The sequence below is a fragment of the Streptomyces sp. NPDC012510 genome, assembly GCF_042955065.1.
Lineage (GTDB): Bacteria > Actinomycetota > Actinomycetes > Streptomycetales > Streptomycetaceae > Streptomyces.
Genome location: NZ_JBIBEN010000023.1, coordinates 34,271 through 52,592, shown reverse-complemented (window position 1 = coordinate 52,592; position 18,322 = coordinate 34,271). Strand labels below are relative to the sequence as shown.

13 protein-coding genes are annotated in these 18,322 nt (G+C 67.0%); 11 read left to right on the top strand and 2 right to left on the bottom strand.

The features are described 5' to 3' along the window. Positions 1 to 91: 91 nt before the first annotated feature. Positions 92 to 370 carry a helix-turn-helix domain-containing protein gene (locus tag ACFY9I_RS33395; protein WP_391008407.1) on the bottom strand — a complete coding sequence of 93 codons (279 nt, stop codon included), beginning with the start codon at positions 368 to 370 and terminating at the stop codon, positions 92 to 94. A 729-nt stretch (positions 371 to 1,099) separates the two neighbouring features. Here ACFY9I_RS33395 and ACFY9I_RS33390 point away from each other — a divergent pair. Genes ACFY9I_RS33390 through ACFY9I_RS33380 form a run of 3 tightly spaced genes read left to right on the top strand, consistent with a single transcriptional unit; the run spans position 1,100 to position 2,303 of the window. Next, positions 1,100 to 1,678, top strand: a complete 579-nt coding sequence (locus ACFY9I_RS33390; protein WP_391008405.1) for a DUF6907 domain-containing protein — start codon at positions 1,100 to 1,102, stop codon at positions 1,676 to 1,678. Then, positions 1,675 to 1,881 (top strand): hypothetical protein, encoded by a 207-nt coding sequence (locus ACFY9I_RS33385; RefSeq protein ID WP_391008403.1) that lies wholly within the window; start codon positions 1,675 to 1,677, stop codon positions 1,879 to 1,881. Before ACFY9I_RS33390 ends, ACFY9I_RS33385 begins: the two co-directional genes overlap by 4 nt. Beyond that, entirely contained in the window at positions 1,878 to 2,303 is a 426-nt protein-coding gene (locus ACFY9I_RS33380; protein ID WP_391008401.1) for a hypothetical protein, read from the top strand. The genes ACFY9I_RS33385 and ACFY9I_RS33380 overlap by 4 nt, the downstream gene beginning before the upstream one ends. Before the next feature lie 105 nt (positions 2,304 to 2,408). Here ACFY9I_RS33380 and ACFY9I_RS33375 read toward each other — a convergent pair whose 3' ends face one another. Next, complete coding sequence (locus tag ACFY9I_RS33375) at positions 2,409 to 2,597, bottom strand: hypothetical protein (RefSeq protein ID WP_355495092.1); 189 nt, start codon at positions 2,595 to 2,597, stop codon at positions 2,409 to 2,411. A 419-nt stretch (positions 2,598 to 3,016) separates the two neighbouring features. On the opposite strand from ACFY9I_RS33375, the gene ACFY9I_RS33370 reads away from it, so the two are divergent. The 8 genes from ACFY9I_RS33370 (at position 3,017) to ACFY9I_RS33335 (ending at position 18,312) form a co-directional block, all read left to right on the top strand. Further along, on the top strand, positions 3,017 to 6,472 hold the full coding sequence (locus tag ACFY9I_RS33370) for a helicase-related protein (protein ID WP_391008399.1): 3,456 nt from the start codon (positions 3,017 to 3,019) through the stop codon (positions 6,470 to 6,472). Continuing rightward, on the top strand, positions 6,472 to 8,370 hold the full coding sequence (locus tag ACFY9I_RS33365; RefSeq protein ID WP_391008397.1) for a hypothetical protein: 1,899 nt from the start codon (positions 6,472 to 6,474) through the stop codon (positions 8,368 to 8,370). Before ACFY9I_RS33370 ends, ACFY9I_RS33365 begins: the two co-directional genes overlap by 1 nt. 102 nt (positions 8,371 to 8,472) lie before the next feature. Beyond that, positions 8,473 to 10,017 (top strand): hypothetical protein, encoded by a 1,545-nt coding sequence (locus ACFY9I_RS33360; protein ID WP_391008395.1) that lies wholly within the window; start codon positions 8,473 to 8,475, stop codon positions 10,015 to 10,017. A gap of 348 nt (positions 10,018 to 10,365) precedes the next feature. Then, the gene (locus tag ACFY9I_RS33355; protein WP_391008393.1) at positions 10,366 to 11,856 is read left to right on the top strand and encodes an ATP-binding protein; all 1,491 of its coding nucleotides are present in this window, start codon (positions 10,366 to 10,368) and stop codon (positions 11,854 to 11,856) included. Positions 11,857 to 11,923: 67 nt separating this feature from the next. Next, positions 11,924 to 14,716: a Z1 domain-containing protein gene (locus ACFY9I_RS33350; protein ID WP_391008391.1), complete on the top strand. Its 2,793-nt coding sequence runs from the start codon at positions 11,924 to 11,926 to the stop codon at positions 14,714 to 14,716. Next, positions 14,713 to 15,726, top strand: coding sequence for a PD-(D/E)XK motif protein (locus ACFY9I_RS33345; RefSeq protein ID WP_391008389.1), 1,014 nt, complete (start codon positions 14,713 to 14,715; stop codon positions 15,724 to 15,726). The genes ACFY9I_RS33350 and ACFY9I_RS33345 overlap by 4 nt, the downstream gene beginning before the upstream one ends. Then, positions 15,719 to 17,743, top strand: a complete 2,025-nt coding sequence (locus ACFY9I_RS33340) for an AIPR family protein (RefSeq protein ID WP_391008387.1) — start codon at positions 15,719 to 15,721, stop codon at positions 17,741 to 17,743. Before ACFY9I_RS33345 ends, ACFY9I_RS33340 begins: the two co-directional genes overlap by 8 nt. A gap of 128 nt (positions 17,744 to 17,871) precedes the next feature. Further along, entirely contained in the window at positions 17,872 to 18,312 is a 441-nt protein-coding gene (locus ACFY9I_RS33335; RefSeq protein WP_391008386.1) for a DNA mismatch endonuclease Vsr, read from the top strand. The last annotated feature ends 10 nt before the right edge of the window (positions 18,313 to 18,322 follow it).

Sequence of the window (18,322 nt, the reverse complement as noted above, 5' to 3'; positions counted from 1 at the left end):
GCGCGATCTGCGTCGCGATCAGACACACAGACGATGTCCGTGTGCATGAAATTCCGAGTACTGCTGAACTCTTCAGAACCGTTTTCCCAGGTCAATCAGCCCGGCGTCGCTCGCGCTGCCGCGGGGCCTTGTTCAGCGGGTTGAGAGCCTGGTTCGACCGCGAGTCCGCCTGCTGCTGTTCGCTGAGCCACGCATCGAGCAGGTCCCGGCGGTACATGACCCTCCCGCCGGGTCCCATCCGGAAGCTGGGCGGCCCTTGCCGGCGGTGCCGCCAGACGTAGAGAGTGTTCACCGAGATACCCATGTACTTCGCAGCGTCCTGAACGTTCAGGAAGGCAGCCTCAACGGCAGGCTTGGACTGGCTACGCATCGTGTGTCTCCGAGGTAGAGGCTGCCGAGGCAGCGGACCTTTAGTCCTCCCGCCTACCGCGTGGCGAAGCCGCGCGGATAACTGCCGGCGAGCAGGACCAGATTCCGGAGAATCCGCGATTTGGTGTGGCTGTCCTGTCGTGATAGCGCAAGGTAAACGGGCATCGTCTGCTGCGTTCAAGGCTGTGGACTGCGCCGACAGATGTACGTGCCCGGCTCGCCACGCGTCGCGCCCTCTCATCGTGGCCGCGCTAATCCTGCTGTTCCCCACGACGGGGCCTCCCAGGACGGGTCCACAGGGATGTTGCGGCCTCGCAGCACCCCCCTCCCCGTAGGCCCCGGACCTGGCGGAGACCACCCGCATCTTCAAGGCCAACGGTCTCGACCCCGTGCCGAAGAAGCCGTGCGCGCCATCCCTGAAGGTCGAGCGTGTCAAGGTGCTGGCCGATGTCGAGACCTCGGTCGCGGTCGCTCCTGCGGCCCTGGCTGCCTAGACCGCCGTCTGGGGCAGGCGGGGAGATCTCCCGGGAGTCACCCCGCCAGCGAAACAGCGCATTCTACGCAGCAGTTACCGCGAAATGCCCCTATTCCAGGCCTGGACCCCTCGAACGGGACAGCGCTCTCGACCCCGTTCGACAGGACGCGTATCACCAAAGAGAGGGCCCCGGCCGGTGGGTTCAACACCGGAGGTGAGGCCATAGCCCGACACCTGCAATGGAGGAGACAGAGCATGAAAAACTTACCAACGGCCGCCGACAACGGCGGTACCGAGGACCACACCACCCAGCCTCCCGGGAGCGCTGGCCAGGCCGCCCGGCTCCAGTCCGTCCCCGCAGCCTCGTCCGACAGTGAGCCCGCCGTGGGAGCGTCGGCTGTCCGGCGGACATTCACCTTCACCAGCGCCGTCACCGGTGAAAAGGTGACCGTGACCTGCATGCCCGGCTGCACGGTCGACCACGAGGCGGACAGCAACACGCCCGAGCACCCGCACGACATCTACTGCAACATCCCCGGCACAGCCGGCGAGCTGCCCCTCTACGGCCCGCTGTGCGACACGGGCAGCCCGGAGGACTTCCGCTTCCTCAGTTGGCAGATCCAGTCCCTCCCTTTCTCGGTTCGGCCGGCGGAGCGTCTGCCCTTCGTTGCCATTGAGGCCATCGACGACCACTACATCGAGTACCTCGACCCGGACACGCTGGAGATGGTCATCCGCCTCCTGCAGAAGCAGGTCGACTCGCTGTGCGAGGCCCACGCCCAGCTCGTCAACGTCCGCACCACGTACCTCAACCCACCGGAGGTGGCGGCATGAAGACCACGGCCATCACCGAACGCGCCATCGCCGAGGTGGAGACGTTCCGCACCAAGATGCGGGAACTCGGCTCGTGCTCCCCGGCCGTGGAGAAGTTCGCCGACGAGGTGATCGTCCACATCATGGTCTGCGGGTCCCCGAAGGCCGCCGTCGAAACAGCGATGCGCAACCTCCTCAGCGCGCCGGCGGAGGTGACGGTATGACGACGTTGACCACGCGCGCCGGCTTCGACGCCTTCCGCGACCGCATGTGCGACCACTTCGGACAGCTGCCCGACGGGCTCGGCAACCAGCGCCTCCACGTCGAACACGCCCCGCTCGGCCCGGATGAGTACTTCACTCACCGGCTCGACAGCGACGGCCACTACATCGTCTACGACCCGCGGCAGACCAGCGGGCTCATGGTGCGCCAGTTCCTCGGCATCTACGCCACCTTCACCGAGGACCCGATCCGCGAGGGCGTCCGCGACGCCTACTACGAGGCGAACGCGGCGGGCGCGCGGGCAATCTGGGGGATCGTCCTCAGCGAGATCGACCGCACCCAGGACTCCGAGGGTGTGATGGACCAGGTGCTGGAGCTGCTGCAACAGGCTCCTGCGAAGACCGAGGGAGCAACCCGCCTGTAGGCGCAGGCGGTTCAGGGCAGAACTGCGGTTCGAGTGGAGTGCCTCGTGGAAAGCCCGACGGGGAGCTGGCCCACGCGCACGGTAATGCCTACAGGATCGTCGTGCTCAGAGGTCTCCGCGCTCGAGCAGATCCTGGATGGCGTCCTCCTGACGGCGCAGCACCACTCGACCGTCACCGTCGCTGTAGGCCATGAGCAGGGCACCGGGATCCAGACCGGCCTCGGCCAGGATCCCCAGCGGGATCTCGACCGTCCCGTCCTCGCCAAGCCGGACCTCCGCAGGTTCCCTGATCATGGTTTCAGGATGCCACGCACCCCGGCCTCGTAGCCCCTAGCCGGTTCACACATGATCCGAACGGGGTCAGATTCGGGCACGAACAAACTGGATCAAGACAGATTTCATCAACTTGGCATAGTCGCTTGTGACTTCAGAGGTTTGCGCCTGATGCTGCTGAGGTTCGAAGAAGCAGAGGACCACCGGCCATGGCGGCGTGCCATGGCGGCTTCTGACTCGCGGACCTTGGAGATCCCCGTGGACGCCCTTGTCCTGCGGGCCGGTTTGGCATGTCCGCCAAGACCGGCACGCCCTTCCGAGCCGTCTGGGCTCGGCCGTCGCTCAGTGTGGTCGAGCGACCAGAACACCTTCCCGAGCAGGCCCTCCCATCCCCTCCCGCCTCTGTCGGCAGGACGTGTCGGTGCCGACCGGGAGGCAAAGTGACCACACCCCCTTTTGAGCCGAGCGTCGTGCAGCAGACCGCGCTCGTCGACCACCTCGTCAGCGCAGTGGTCAGCGACGCCACGGGCGAGGCCCAGGGCGACACCTGCCTGGGCGAACCTCCGAGTGCTCGCTACTTCATGGAGAGTCTCGGCCCTCACACAGTGGAACCGGGCGGTGCCGCGCCGCGGTACGGCCGCACCACCCCGGACAGCCTCGGGTTCGAGTTCGAGGCCGAGAACGCCAGCTCCATCACGGTCACGGCCCGGGCGTCGTTCTACTATGCGGCTCTTCCGAGCCGCGCCCAGCAACTCGAGTGGGCCGGCGAGCGCGAGGAGCCGTACAGGCTCGCGCCGTTGTTCCGGCGTCTCGGCGTGACGGTCGGGCCAGTGGAGATCGTCCTGGAGAACGAGGCCGGGCTACGTAAGACGCTGGAACGTGAGTTCCAGCACGCCTTCGACGAGGCGGTCAAGCTGACCCTCCAGGACCCGCGAATCGACCGTCGTGTCGGGAGCGACCGCAGGGAACGCCTGGTTCCTCCCGCTGCCATGGCGGACGACGAAGCCTTCGAGCGATGGCTGGCCCAGGAGGTCGGCGGGACGCCTGTCGTACCGACCCCAGCTGCTCATGTCGTCGTCACGTCAAGGCCCGTGGCGTCCGGACGGCTGCGGGTGACCGTGACGCTGCAGAATCTTGCGAAAGACCCCGTCGTGACCGTCCAAGGGCGCGGAAGCAACGCCGGCCGTACCCGTCGCGACGAGGCGAGGGACAACGCGCTGTTCCGCGCCGGGCTGGAGGTCGAGGGCGACCACCTCCTGCCCATCGTGATGGACCTCGGTGCCGACGCCTACCGCTACTCCGGTGAACTCGGTGCGTACGCGAACAACTGCGGGGTGGAGCCCCGATGGCACAAGGGCCAGCTCGTCGCGGTGCGCAGTGTGCCGGTTCCACAACACGACACCCACCGCGCCGTGGCCCGGACCGCCGAACGCTGGGGTTACGCGGTGCTCGCCTCCGACCCACTCCCGGTTCTGGACGATCTCGCCGACGAGATGGAGGCGTATCTGGAGACCCCCGCCTGGAGTACGGCGGACCTCCAGGACAGACCTGAACTGGCCTACCGCAAGGAAGCCGACCGGAAGGCCGCCGCACTGGAGATCGCCCGCTTCCGCGACGGCGTTACGTGGCTGCGACGGGACAGGCGTCTGCTGACGGCCTTCCAGCTCGCGAACGAGTCCATGGTGGAGCTCAACCGTCGCCGGAAGCGGCCGAGCCGGGGGTGGCGCCTGTTCCAGCTGGTGGCCATCGTCAGCCAGCTCGGTGCCCTGGCGTGGCGGGAACACCCACAGGACCTCTTCACCCCGGGGCTCTGGGGTGACGACGAGGACGTGGATCCGACCGAGGCGGCAACCGTCGTCTGGTACCCCACCGGAGGCGGCAAGACCGAGGCGTACCTCGGCTTGGTGCTGGTGTGCATGTTCTACGACCGGGCCCGAGGCAAGAAAGTCGGAGTCTCCGCCTGGTGCCGCTTCCCGCTCAGGCTGCTGACGCTCCAGCAGACACAACGGCAGCTCGACGTAGTCGCCGCTGCCGACACCGTCCGCGAACGGAGCGCCGATCTGCTCAGGGAGGTCGGCGGCGAGCCGGGGTGGCCCTTCTTCATCGGCTTCTACGCCGGTGGCGGCAACACGCCCAACTCGCTCACATCCGACCGGATGTTCGACCGCCTCCAGTCAAGCGAGGAGGAGCGGCACGCGTACCGGCTTGTCCACGACTGCCCGTACTGCGGCGAACGGTCGGTCCACATCCCGGCACCCGACCCGCAGCGACTCAGACTGGAACACGTGTGCGGCAATGAGCGGTGCGGCAAGGTCCTGCCGATCGTCGTCGTGGACACCGAGATCTACCGCTACCTGCCGACGGTCGTCGTCGGAACCCTGGACAAGCTAGCCAACATCGGGCTGTCGGACAGGTTCGGGGCCCTTTTCGGCGATGTCGACTGCTGGTGCCCTCCCCACGGCTTCGGCCGTGGCGGAAAGTGCCATGAACGCCACGCGCCGGGCCACCCGAAGTCCCCGCTCAAGCCCCTGGGCGCCCCTCTGTACGACCCCTCCCCCTCTCTGGAGATCATCGACGAACTCCACATGGTCAACGAGGAACTGGGAGCCTTCTCGGGGCACTACGAGGGCCTCCTGGCCGAGGTGCAGCGCACGCTGTCCTCCAAACAGCGACGTGACGGGCGGGGTGTCCGGATGAAGGTGGTCGCCACCACCGCGACCATCCGCGGCGAGGACCGCCAGAGCGAGCACCTCTTCGGTCTGAGGTCGGTGGTGGTACCGCTCCCCGGGCCCAACCTCGACGAGAGCTTCTACTGGCGGCTCGACCGGAGCCTCCCCCTCCGCCGCTTCGTCGGGGTGATGCCGACGCGCGGAACGGCGGAGATGACGCTGGTCAGGATCCTGACGTCCGCACACCGCGCGTTGTGGAAGCTCGACCGGCGACAGGACCTGCCTCCCGCTCTCGCGAGCTGGCCGGAGGAGGAGCTCCGAGCAGTCGTTGACCTGTACCGTACGAGCCTCACGTACGCCACCACGCTCGTCGACTTCGGCCGGATCCGCCGTTCACTGGACACCCAGGTCAACGAGGCCCTGCGGAGGGAGGGTTTCCCCGACCTCAGGGTGGCCGAACTGAAGGGCGAAACGCGCCTGGACGAGGTCCGCGGTGTTCTGGACGACCTGGGCAGCACCAACGGCAGCACGGGCATGGTCGTCGCAACGAGCATGGTCAGCCACGGGGTCGACGTGGACCGGCTGAACCTCATGCTGTTCAACGGGATGCCCAGGTCCATGGCGGAGTACATCCAGGCCTCGTCACGAGTCGGCCGCGCGTATCACGGCCTCGTGTTCATGCTCTTCAACCCCGTGAGGGAACGAGACCGGTCGCACTACCGGTACCACGGCAAGTTCCACGAGTACCTGGACCGGATGGTCGAACCGGTGGCCATCAACCGATGGAGCCGGTTCGCCGTGCGCAAGACCCTCCCGGGGATACTGATGGGTCATCTCCTCCAGATCGCCAACCACGACTGGTGGCAGGCGGGTAACGCCCCGGGCCATCTGCATGACCTCTCGAAGATGCAGGCTGCCATGCGTGATCCCTCGGGCGGCGGGCTCGAAGGGGCCCAACTCACCCGGCTCCTAGAGGTCCTGCACACGGTCTTCCAGTCGGAACGCCCGGAGGGGGAGGAACTTCGCGGCGATCTCGAGGACATGGTGGAGCACGCCCTTGCCAGCCTCCGTTCCGCCGGCGCCTCTGCCGGTCTCGCCGGCGGGAACAACCGCGGATACCGCGCCACCGGGGACTTCCTGGGGCTTGAGTACAGGCCGATGACCAGCCTCCGTGACGTTTCCGAGGGCATCCCGTTCCACATCGTCGCCGACGGCAGGAGGTCGTGATGGCGTTCAACCCCCGGAACGACGACATGGCCCGCGCCCGAGGCCAGGTCCTCTACCGGTACCGACCCGGCCAGACCTTCGACCACAGGGGTGGATACACGGCTCAGGTGGTGCAGTTCGGACGTGACGAGGAGTTCGACGGCCCCTCGCTCGACCGCGAGCATCTAGTCCAGGAGGCCACGCGGTTCGTACGTAGGTGGCGGGCCGCCGGACGCGCGTTCTCCGCCGGGGCCGATCGGGCACCGGAGTTTCCCGGGGACGAGGACCGACTCGCCGATCGTCACTACGAGGTCGTCGTCCCCGGCAAGGTCTTCTGCCGCATCTGGCCTCGGGTGGTGCGGTGCGCCAGCGGCGGGTGCGGCCACGTCTGGGCAGCCAGTGATCCGCGCCCCGGAACCGACGACTGGCCACCGAAGTGCCCCGCCTGCGGTAACGGTGTCGGAAACCGGCAGCTGCAGTTCGTCTTCGCGCACAAATGCGGGGAGATGTCACCCATGTACCCGCCGGGCAAGTGCCCCAGGGGACATGCCCGGTTCAGGCTCGACGACCGCGCCAGTCGGTTCCGTGACTTCCGATGGGAGTGCATGACCTGCGGCTTCCCTCTCTCCGTGCAGTGGAGCTGCAGCAACTCCTCGTGCAGTTACCCCGACAAGTTCATGAGTCCGCTGCTCCACACCGCGGGGACCGCGCACGTGGGCCAGGGCCTGACACTCGTGAACGTGACCACGACCGAGGAGGCCGCCCGGCAGAGCAACCCCCTCTACACCGCCGCGGTGCTCGGCTGGTGGCTCGGTGAGATCACCGAGGACGAGTTCCGGCGACTCACCGACGGACACACGGTCGACGTCCCCGACGAGGTCGTCGAGAGCATCCGTGTGATGGAAGAGGCCGGCCTTCACGACCAGGCACGGGCACTCCGATCACGGTTCATGCCGGTCGCGGTGGATCATCTGCGCGACCAGGTGAGCAAGGCTCTCAGCCTCGATGTCGAGAGCGACGACGCCCGCGGGCTCGCGGCCGAACTCCACACCTACCGCCGGGTCCTCAACCTGGAGCGTCTGGGCGTTCCCCGTCTCCAACGGGAAGCCCGCAACCCCGAGCGCCGAGCCCTCTACGAGCGGTACCCCGGTGTCCTCGCATCTGCCGGACTCGGCCAGGACACCTGTCTGGTGAGCGATCTCCCCATCACCTACCTCGCGATCGGCTACAGCCGGACCGGGTTCAGCCCCGAGGAAGCGGACCTGGTGCCCTACCGGGGACGCGCTGCGCGGGGCACCCCCGAGAAGACCCTCCTCTACGCCCACCCCACCGAGGCTGAGGCTCTTCTCTTCCCTGTGGACCGGGAACGGGTCAGTCGGTGGCTGGTCCGCAACGAGCTCGTGAGCCGCAGCACCCTGGAGGACGCCGGCGGTGTCACCAGATGGCTGGTGCACCAGCTCGGACCGAGCGACGGCAAGGCCCTCTCGCACGAGACCCGGCCGGAACCCGGACACCCCGACCTTCCCGTCCACGAACTGTTCGGCCTGCTTCACTCCCTGTCCCACCAGCTCCTTCGGGCCTTGGCCGTCGACAGTGGCTACAGCGAGACGAGCCTGTCCGAGTACCTCTTCCCGTACGACCTGGCCTTCGCCATCTACCCCAACGGTGGCAGCGACTTCAGCCTCGGCGCCATGCGGACGGTGCTCGAACAGAATCTGGACGCGGTCGTCAGTCGTGCTGTCGACAACGACGCGTGTCTGTACGACCCGAACTGCATGATCACGAACGAGGGCGCGGACCACGGCTGTCTCCAGCTCCCGGAGACAGCCTGCCAGTCCTGGAACCGGAACCTCTCCCGCTGGCACCTGTTCGGTTCTCCGGACGGTTCCAAAGTCGGGTACTGGGATCCGACGCTGTGAATCACCGGTGGGGAGGGGGCTGGACCGGTGCCCTCCCCACCGCCTCGCCCTAGTGGCTGGAGGCCCCAGCCAACCGACGGTCGTGGACCGTGAGGAGTCCCCGTGAAGCCCGAGCTGGATCTTCTGGACACCGTCTCCGATTCGCGTGCCCGTGTCCGTGCACACCCGGCCTGGCAGGCCGGGCCAGAACGGATCTACGACCTGCTCCGGACGGCGACCAAGCTGCGGGCAATGGAGATCACCGCAGGCATGACGTCCGACCTGCCCTGGGAAAGCGTCCTAGCCCAACTCGTCGTCTGGCACCACGAGTTCCCGTTCGGCACGGGGCCGTGCTCGGAAGCCGAAGCTGCCGAGATCACGACACTCGCCGCGGCGGCCCATCACTGGGACCTCCTCGAGACGGGTGTACACGCCGGCGCCTACCAGGTACGCCTGACCGGGGGCGGCTTCCGTGTGCGTCACCGCTGGAACGCGTCGGTCGAGGTCGCCGACGCGTTCCTCGCCGAAGCCGCGGTTCCCGCACGGCTACCGGAGCTGTCCGAGACGGAACGCCGGTGGATCTCCACGAGGCGCGTCGGCTCCAGGACGGGACCGACCCCGGAGGTGCTGCGGGCTGCCGTCGACCGCGCCGCCACGACGATCGACGCGTACCGGAAGGCGGTGCCCGAGGCGCAGGTTCCCGACTCCTTCCCCCTCGGTGAGGGGATGACCGCCGGGGACATGGTCCGCGTCCTGGCAGTGCTCATGGGCGTCGCCTCGCTTTGTGAGGAGACAGCGCACAGGTTGTCGAGGCTGGAGACAACCCTCGCTCACATGCCGGTTTCCCAGCTGATGGCCCTCCTCGCGGAGATGTGCCCGACCGTGTCGGAGGCTCATCGAGCCCTGGCGGTGGAGAGGCTCACCTACCGGGTCGGACGTTCGTGCAGGACGTCCCCGCTCGTTCGGCACGGTGACACCGTGATCATCTGTCCGCCCCTGGTGACTCCCAGAGCCGTGGACCCGATCATGCTTCGTTCTGCTGCCCACGACCCCAGGGGGTTCGGTCGTATCGGCCGTGAACAGGGGGATCGTGCGACCGCGTGGGCCGAGTGGCTGCGCGCGACCCCGGGCACCGTGGTCGCAGAACGGGTCACAACAACCAGGACTGACGGCCGGTCTGCCGGCGACCTCGACGTGGTCGTCGTGGACCCGTCCAGCCGTGTCGGCCTGTGCCTCGAGATCAAGTGGCCGATCGAGGCGCTCTCGCTGCCCGAGGCGATGAAGGTGGAAAACTGGGCCACTTCCGCCGCCCACCAACTGGACCGTCTGAGGGCAGAACTCCGGGCGGGCACGGCGACAGCCCACCTGCCGGGCGACTGGCCGCCGTTCGAGTCGATCGACTGGACCTGGTGCGTCGGCACTCCGCAACAGCTGTGCCTGCGTCCGCTCCCGACGCCGGAGATGCACTCCACGTCCCTTCGGTACGTACAGGCCCTGGAAACGCCTCCCGACCTCAGCGCCCTGGTGGGAGTACTGGTAAAGCCCGACCTGCCGGTCGAAGGCGTGCACTTCGAGGTCGCCAAGAGATCCTTCTCCGTGGGACGTCGCCAAGTGCACCTGGACGTGCTCGGGATATCCGTGGACCGTTGGCGCCCCCGATTCCGGTAGAGGTGGGTTGACGAGGTGGACGAGCACGAGTGGATGAGCGCTACCGGTGGCAGCGATCCGGGGGCTTGGCCGCAGATCCTGGTTCAGCGGGCGGAACCGGACCTCGGGCGCCTGGGGTGCGGTCTCGGGGCACTTCCACCGTTTCGTGACGGCAGCATCGTTGCACCACGAATGGACGCTTCTGCGCACCCTGCAACTATCATCGTCCCGGGGTGGGGCATCCGAGCTCACGGTGATGTGGCATGCAGGGGAAAGGGTCCCGATACGGAGACCGTGCCCGTCACGGTCCTTGGAATACCGGACGGCCGCCCATCGCAACCACTGGCCAACGGGGACATGACGCCGAACATGACTGTGAACTACGAGGACTACGAAGTCGCCGCGCCGGATCCAGCAGGCATGGTCGCTTCGCTGAGTTCGCTCGGCTACTCGCTGGAGGCAGCTGTCGCGGACCTCGTGGACAACAGCATCTCGGCCAAGGCCCGACGCATCGACGTGGAGTTCACCTGGGTCGGAGGGGACTCCTGGATCGCCGTGGTCGACGACGGTGACGGGATGACGAGCGACCAGCTCGTGACCGCCATGACGGTGGCGGCGCGAGGCCCGGGAACCGTGCGTACGAGTACCGATCTCGGCAGGTTCGGCGTCGGCCTCAAGTCCGCCTCTTTCTCACAGGCCCGGCAGCTGACCGTGGCCAGCTCCGCGGGCGGTGAATGGAGCGTCCGGACCTGGGACCTGGACGTCGTCGAGGCCTCGGGCAGGTGGCTGTTGCGCCGTGGTACGGATCCGGAGACAGCCGCCCTCGTCGAGGGACTTCGTGACAGTGCGGACAAGGGCACGATCGTGCTGTGGCGGCGCCTCAAGGGATTCCACTCCGAGGGTGTGGGCGAGGACGACGAGAAGGTGCAGCAGCAGTTCTACGACGAGGCCGAGCGCACCGAGTCCCACCTGGGGATGGTGTTCGCCCGCTTCCTCACCGGATCGGGCAGGCGGACCATCCGCGTCTCCGGAACCCCGGTCGACCCCTGGGATCCCTTCATGGTCACGCATCCGTCCGTGCAGCGTCTGCCGGTTGAGAACCTGCCGCTGGCCGAAGAGCAGGTCAGGGTGGAGGCTTTCGTTCTTCCGAGCGCACAGCGCCTGTCCGAGGACGACTACGCACGTGCAGCAGGCCCTGCCGGGTGGCTGGGGCAGCAGGGGTTCTACGTCTACCGTCGTGACCGGCTGATCCTCGCAGGAGAGTGGTTGGGGCTGGCCGGCATGCGCCGGGAGGAGAGGTACAACCTGGCGCGGATCACGATCGACATCCCAGCCGAGACGGATGCGGACTGGGGCGTCGATGTTCGCAAGGCCAGCGTTGTGCCCCCCGTCGCGCTGCGACGGCACCTGCGCCGGATCGCCGCGAAGACCCGTACCCGTGCCGCAGAGGTCCTCCGGCACCGGGGCCGGGTGTCCGCCCGGACCCATGGCGACCCGCTCCTCTACACCTGGACCGTCAAACGTGAGAACGGGCAGGTCAACTGCCGGATCAACCGGAGTCACCCACTTGTACGAGAACTGCTGCATCGCGGTGGGGACTCGGCACCGGAAGCGCGGGCGCTGATCCGCCTGCTGGAGGAGACGGTGCCCGTCACAGCACTGCGTGCCCTCCATGAGACGGACTCCGAGGACGACCCCGTTCCGTTCGGGGGAGGCTCCATGGCCCCGCCGGAAGCGGTTGAGGTGGCCGAGCAGGTGTTCAAGTCGCTCGTCGCCCAGGGGCGCTCCCCCAGCGCGGCCCGGGATCGGATCCGGGTCATGCCGCCCTTCGACCAGATGCAGGGGTTCTGGAACACCTGACCCCTGTTTTGTCAGTAGGCGCCCCTACCCTTCCTTCAAGCAACTCCAGACCCTGCGGAGGCCGTTCGTGAGCACCACCCCCGACGACACCTTCACGGTGGCCCGTCGCGTCGCCCTGGCCATGTTGCCCGTGGACCGCCAGGCGTCGCCGGAGGAAGTGACCACAGCGGTCAACGCCGTCATGGGCATGATGGCCGCCCAGGGCAAGGTCCTGGACCGCGATCAGTTCACGAAGGACCTCCAGGAGATGGTCGCCGTCTACCAGGAGACCTCGGCCGGGCTGCACGACGACACCGGACACAAGGCGTGGTTGCCGGATGCGAAGAACGACCGGAACTGGGACTTCTGGGATCGCTATCGGCTCTACCTCGAAGACGTGCGCAACATGCCCCGCCGGGTCGTGTGGCGCCTCGACGAGAGCACCGACGAGGTTTTGGGGGAGCTGGAGGATCCGCGGCGCGAAGGCTCGTGGCGCCGCTCCGGCCTCGTGATCGGCCAGGTCCAGTCCGGCAAGACCGGTCACTACATCGGTCTCGCTGCCAAGGCGGTGGACGCCGGCTACAGGCTGATCGTCATTCTCGCCGGCATCCACAACGACCTGCGCAGCCAGACCCAACTGCGTGTGGACGAGGGGCTTCTCGGATTCGACACCCAGCACCTGATGCGCTCCGACGAGGCGGGGGCCAGCCGCCGACGCATCGGTGCGGGGGCCATGTCCCACGCGAAACAGCTTCCGAGCGCGTCGCTGACCAACAGCTCCGAGAAGGGCGACTTCGACCGCAGGACCGCGGCCAAGGCCAACCTGCCCATCGGCAGTTTCCCTGTCATCCTCGTGATCAAGAAACACCGCAAGATCATCGACAACCTGCGCGAGTGGGTGACAAGCACCCATGGCCATCACGATCCCGAGACCGGCCGGGACATCGTCCGCAACGCACCGCTGTTCGTGATCGACGACGAGGCGGACAACGCGTCGATCAACACGTCCAAGGACGCCGACACCGACCCCTCGAAGATCAACGCCGCCGTTCGCAAGCTCCTGAACAGCTTCGACAAGGCCTCGTACGTCGGCTACACGGCAACTCCGTTCGCGAACATCTACATAGACCCGGACGCGAAGCACAACGAGTACGGACAGGACCTCTTCCCCGAGGGCTTCATCCGGACGCTGCGTGCCCCCTCGAACTACCTGGGCCCCGAGAGGGTCTTCGGTCTCCGGACGGACGACGTGGAGGATGACGACGTCGAGCCGTTGCCCCTCGTCCGCGAGGTGAAGGACGCCGACAGCTGGCTGCCGGGCAAGCACAAATCCGGGCACGAGCCGGCCGACGTGCTGCCCGCCTCGTTGAAGCAGGCGATCCAGTCGTTCGTCGTCTCCTGCGCTGCGCGTCGTGCCCGAGGCCAACTGACCGACCACAACTCGATGCTCGTGCACGTCACGCGGTTCACAGCTGTCCAGGGAATCGTGCGCACCCAGATCGACGACTTCCTCCGCCTCATCAAGGACAGCCTCCGCGACCGCCACGGCAGCGCCGCAAGCACACGCATGGAGGAGTTCCGGGACCTCTGGGAGAAGGACCACGTCCCCACCACCAGCTACTTCACGGCGGACGACGCAGCGCGTCTCACCTGGGAGGAGGTTGCCCCGCACGTCCTTCCCGCGCTGCGGAAGATCGAGGTGAAGGCGGTGAACGGGGCGGCCGGGGACGCTCTCGACTACTACGAACACCGCAGGACAGGGCTCTCGGTCATCGCCGTCGGTGGTGAGAAGCTCTCTCGGGGGCTGACTCTCGAAGGGCTCACGGTCAGCTACTACCTCCGTGCCTCGAAGACCTACGACACACTGCTCCAGATGGGCCGGTGGTTCGGGTACCGGCCCGGCTACGAGGACCTCTGCCGCCTGTACACCACTGCATCCCTGAAGAGGGCGTACGTGGAGATCACTGCCGCGACGGACGAACTCCGCAGGGAGGTGGAGGAGATGGCGGCCCTTCGCCTCACTCCTCGTCAGTTCGGACTGAAGGTCAAGGCTTCCTCCCTGGGGCTCGGAGTCACTGCGGCCAACAAGATGAGGAACGGCACGAAGGTCCTGCTCAGCTTCTCTGCCGAAGGCCCTGAGACCGTGCTCTTCAACCTGTCGAAGAGGGCCGTGCGGCAGAACTTCGAGACGCTGGAGGCGTTCGTCAGCAGGTTGGACGTCATCTCGAGCCCCTCGGTGGAGATGCCCGGCAACAGTGTGGTCTGGAAGGACGTTCCGCCGGAGGAGATCGTTTCGGGGTTCTTCGCGGCATACCAGCCCGACCGTGCGGCGCAGCGGGTACGACCGGCGTTCATCGCCGAGTACATCCGCAAGTGCGCTGCGGTGGGGGAACTGGGGAGGTGGACCGTGAGGCTGGTGGGCAAGAACCCTGCGGATCTCCCCGTGGACGTCTCGGGACACCTCGTGGGCATGGTCACGCGCCAGCCGCTGAACGATCCGGAGAGCGAGGGTCGGTACACGATCCGCCGGGTGCTGAGCCCGACCGACGAGAGCCGGGACCTGGACGAGAGCCAGTACGCCACCGCTCTGGCCAGGACCAAGAAGGCCGCCGAGGGAACCACCAACAGCAAGGGCGAGCCACGGGACCCGAGGGTGCCCGCCGGCCCGCAGATCCGGCACCAGAGGCGCGCCGACCAACCTCTGCTCCTGATCTACCCCATCAAGCCGCCCGCCTTCGGTGAGCTCGACCCCGATACGCCGTTGGTCGGCTTCGCGGCGAGCTTCCCCCGCTCGAGTCACCAGGAGAAAACCGAATACGTGGTCAACGACATCTGGATCAAGGAGGACATCGAGACGTACGACGAGGAGGACGACGAGTGACGATCAACGAGAGCGACTGGATCAAGCTGGAAGACGCCCCCGAGGCCGCGTCGGGGCGGTCCATGCGTCGCATCCACGCAAGGTCGCCGCATGACATCTTCCTTTCCGTCTCCCACCCCGGCCGCCGACGGATGCTGGTGTTCCAGGCGGACGCCACCGCCGCCGAGGGTGTGGTGCGTTCCCTGGGACGGCTTCCGCAGACGGCCGGCCTTGAGCTGTCGCTCACCTCCTTGTCGCGCCACCAGTACGAACTGCAGGTGGTGCTCACCGCGGACGACCTACAGGAGGTCTTCACCCCTCTCGTCACGGACATCGCCGCGACTGCGAAGGACGAACTGACCAGTCTCGAGGCACTCACCGCGGTGGTCAGCCGGTTCGGTCACTGGCAGAACCTGCTGCGCTCCGTAGGGCGCGACGGTCTCGGGGCGGAGGCGCGGCGCGGCCTGTTCGGCGAGATCCTGGTGCTCAGGAAACAGCTAGTGACCTCACTGCCACAGTCCGAGGCGGTGGCCGCCTGGACCGGCCCCACCGGCGCCAACCAGGATTTCCAGTGCCCGGATGTGGCCATCGAGGTCAAGACGACCAACGCCAGAAACGTGGGAACCGTACGCATCGCGAGCGAACGGCAGCTTGACGGCACAGGGACGTCCTCGCTCCTGCTGGCACTCGTCACACTCGACGAAAGGCGTGGAGGGCTCGGGCAGAGCCTCAACGTGCTCGTCGACCAGGTGCGGCACCATCTCGCCAACCCAGGTGCACGAGCCCGCTTCGACGGACTGCTGATCCAGGCCGGCTACCTGCCAGGCCAGCGGGACCTGTATGACGAACCACGCTACACAGCTCGTGATGTGCAGTTCTGGGAGGTGCGCGACGGCTTTCCCAGGGTCGTCGAATCCGAACTGCCCGCCGGCGTAAGCGACTGTTCCTACAGTCTGGCGCTTTCAGGGCTCGACCAGTACCGCCTCAGCGACGCCGAGGTGTGCAACCTGATCAGGGGAAAGAATGAGTGAGCTCGACCAGAGCGCGTATGCCCGCCAGCTCGTGGGCGACGTCCTGGCGACCGCGGAGGCCGAACGCACGACCACGCCGGAGGCGTTCACGGCGCGTGTGCTCGAGGAGCTCGAGGAGGCGGGCGTCGTCTCCAACACGTACACCGCCTACCACAGGTCGCACGGTCTGGAGGTGCACGGTTACGGCGCAGGGGAGGACTCCGGCAGGCTTGACCTCTTCATCACCGACTTCCGGCTGTCGCCGCTTGAGGACAGGCTCACGAAAGCGCAGGCCGAGTCCCGTTTCAAGAGGCTTCTGACCTTCCTGCGCCGCTGTCAGAACGGACTGCGTCAGCACATCGACGAGTCGTCGGACGTCTACGACATGTGCGACGCGGTCGAGAAGGCCCTCACCGACGTCACGCAGATCCGCCTCTTCCTGCTCAGCAACGGCGTCAGCACGTCGACTGCCCCGCCCCCCACCGAGTTCGAAAGCATCCCGGTCGTCCACGAGATATGGGATCTGGCCAGGCTGCACCGGCACGCGACGTCCGGCACCCTGAGCGAGCCCATAGTCGTGACGTTCGACCCGCCCCTCCCCTGCCTCTCCGCACCGAGTACTGAGGCGGACCACTCCGTGGCGCTCACCGTGTTGCCCGGGGACAGGCTCGCGGACCTCTACGCGGAGCACGGCACGCGCCTGCTCGAACTCAACGTACGTTCCTTCCTACAGACAAGGGGCGCGGTGAACAAGGGAATCCGGGAGTCGCTGCTGCATTCGCCCGGCCGGTTCCTCGCCTACAACAACGGCATCACGGCCACGGCCTCCCAGGTGGAGTTCGCCGAGGGCGCGGACGGCCAACACCTCGGGATCTCGAGGATTCACGGGCTTCAGATCGTGAACGGTGGCCAGACCACAGCCTCGCTCCACCATGCCAAGAAGCGGGACAAGGCCGACCTGTCGAACGTGTGCGTGCAGATGAAGCTGACGGTGGTCTCACCCGAGAGGTTGATGGAGATCGTCCCGAGGATCTCCGAGTACTCGAACACCCAGAATAAGGTGACCGCCGTCGACTTCAGCTCCAACCACGAGTTCCACGTCGACGTGCAACGGGTCACCCGTTCCCTCTGGGCTCCTGCCGTTGACGGCAGCGGTCATGAGACACGCTGGTTCTACGAAAAGGCCCGTGGACAGTACGCCGACGCACTGGCCGAGTTGAGCGCTGCAGGCCAGAAGCGGTTCAAGACGATCTGGCCCACGAGGCAGAAGTTCACGAAGGCGGACCTGGCGAAATACGCCCACTCCTGGGACCAGTTGCCGTTCCTGGTGAGCCGGGGAGCCCAGAAGAACTTCAACGAGTTCATGATCAACCTCCGCAGGCAGCCTGTTCACGTGGACACGGCGTACTGCCAGCGAATCATCGCGAAGGCCATCCTCTTCAGAACAGCCGACAACATCGCCCGTGATCACGACGCAGGCAGTTACAAGAGCGCCATCACGACGTACACGGTGGCACGTCTCTCCCTGGCTGTGGGAAAGCGCATCGACCTCGACGAGATCTGGCGTCGGCAGCAGGCGTCCGAGGCCCTCACCGATGCTCTTGACGACCTCTGCCCTAGGGTCATGGCCGCTGTGACCAACCCGCTCCGAGGCACACACGTCGGCGAGTGGGCCAAGCAGCCGGCCTGCTGGGAGGCCGTGTCCCGGGTCAGGTGGTCGATGCCCCGGGCTCTGGAGGCCGAACTGTTGGATCTTCCTCTGGAGGATCGCCCTGCCGACGACGCAAACGAGGTCGGCACCGCCGTGGCCCGAGAAGCCGTCACCCGGGTCCCGCCGCAGGAGTGGGCCGACATCGAGCAGTGGGCGAGGGCGACGCGTAGCCTGGAACCCTGGCAGCGTCAGCTGCTTCAGGTTGTGGGGCGGCGACTGAACGTGAACGAGTCGGTTTCGGAAACCCAGGCGGCACAGCTGTTGCACGTGCGCAGCGAGGCGGTGCGTCTGGGATTCGCCCCTGCAGGAAGCGCGAGTGTTCAGTGACCTCCCCGTCCAAGACGCCCGGGCCGTCACTAGCCCCCCTCTGCAATCCGGCCACAGATGGTGACGACGGGGAGCAGCGGGGCGGGAGCCAGCTGTCGTCCCGTGGTGTGGAAGCCGACGGAAGCTGGGTGAAGACGGAGAAGAGCGAACACCTGAAGGGTCGGCGGGTGCGTGACACGGCACCAGAGGTAGCGCTCCGCCGCGCTCTGCACCGGCTCGGCTTCCGGTTCCGCCTGCAGCGACGCGTGGCGCCTCGGTGCACCGCGGACTTCGTCCTCCCGAAGCACCACGTGGCCGTGTTCGTCGACGGGTGCTTCTGGCACGGCTGTCCGGAGCACGGGGCTCGTGAGTTCCGCGGCCCGAACGCGTCACGCTGGACCGAGAAGATCCAGACGAACCAGGCCCGCGACCGGCGCAACGACCAGGCAACCCGGGAGTCCGGCTGGGAGGTGGTCCGGGTCTGGGAGTGCGAGATCCGGAAGGACTCCGAGGCTGCGGCACAGCGGGTGGCAGAGGTCGCCCGTGCAGGAAGCGCCGCCACACGCCCGCTGCCCTCCGACTCCGTCTGACTGCACGATG

What these genes read in the sequence shown, in the direction of transcription:
- ACFY9I_RS33375 (WP_355495092.1), bottom strand. Translation starts at nt 2,597, where the DNA reads ATGATCAGGGAACCTGCGGAGGTCCGGCTTGGCGAGGACGGGACGGTC.
- ACFY9I_RS33340 (WP_391008387.1), top strand. Translation starts at nt 15,719, where the DNA reads ATGAGTGAGCTCGACCAGAGCGCGTATGCCCGCCAGCTCGTGGGCGAC.
- ACFY9I_RS33390 (WP_391008405.1), top strand. Translation starts at nt 1,100, where the DNA reads ATGAAAAACTTACCAACGGCCGCCGACAACGGCGGTACCGAGGACCAC.
- ACFY9I_RS33355 (WP_391008393.1), top strand. Translation starts at nt 10,366, where the DNA reads ATGACTGTGAACTACGAGGACTACGAAGTCGCCGCGCCGGATCCAGCA.
- ACFY9I_RS33380 (WP_391008401.1), top strand. Translation starts at nt 1,878, where the DNA reads ATGACGACGTTGACCACGCGCGCCGGCTTCGACGCCTTCCGCGACCGC.
- ACFY9I_RS33395 (WP_391008407.1), bottom strand. Translation starts at nt 370, where the DNA reads ATGCGTAGCCAGTCCAAGCCTGCCGTTGAGGCTGCCTTCCTGAACGTT.
- ACFY9I_RS33385 (WP_391008403.1), top strand. Translation starts at nt 1,675, where the DNA reads ATGAAGACCACGGCCATCACCGAACGCGCCATCGCCGAGGTGGAGACG.
- ACFY9I_RS33365 (WP_391008397.1), top strand. Translation starts at nt 6,472, where the DNA reads ATGGCGTTCAACCCCCGGAACGACGACATGGCCCGCGCCCGAGGCCAG.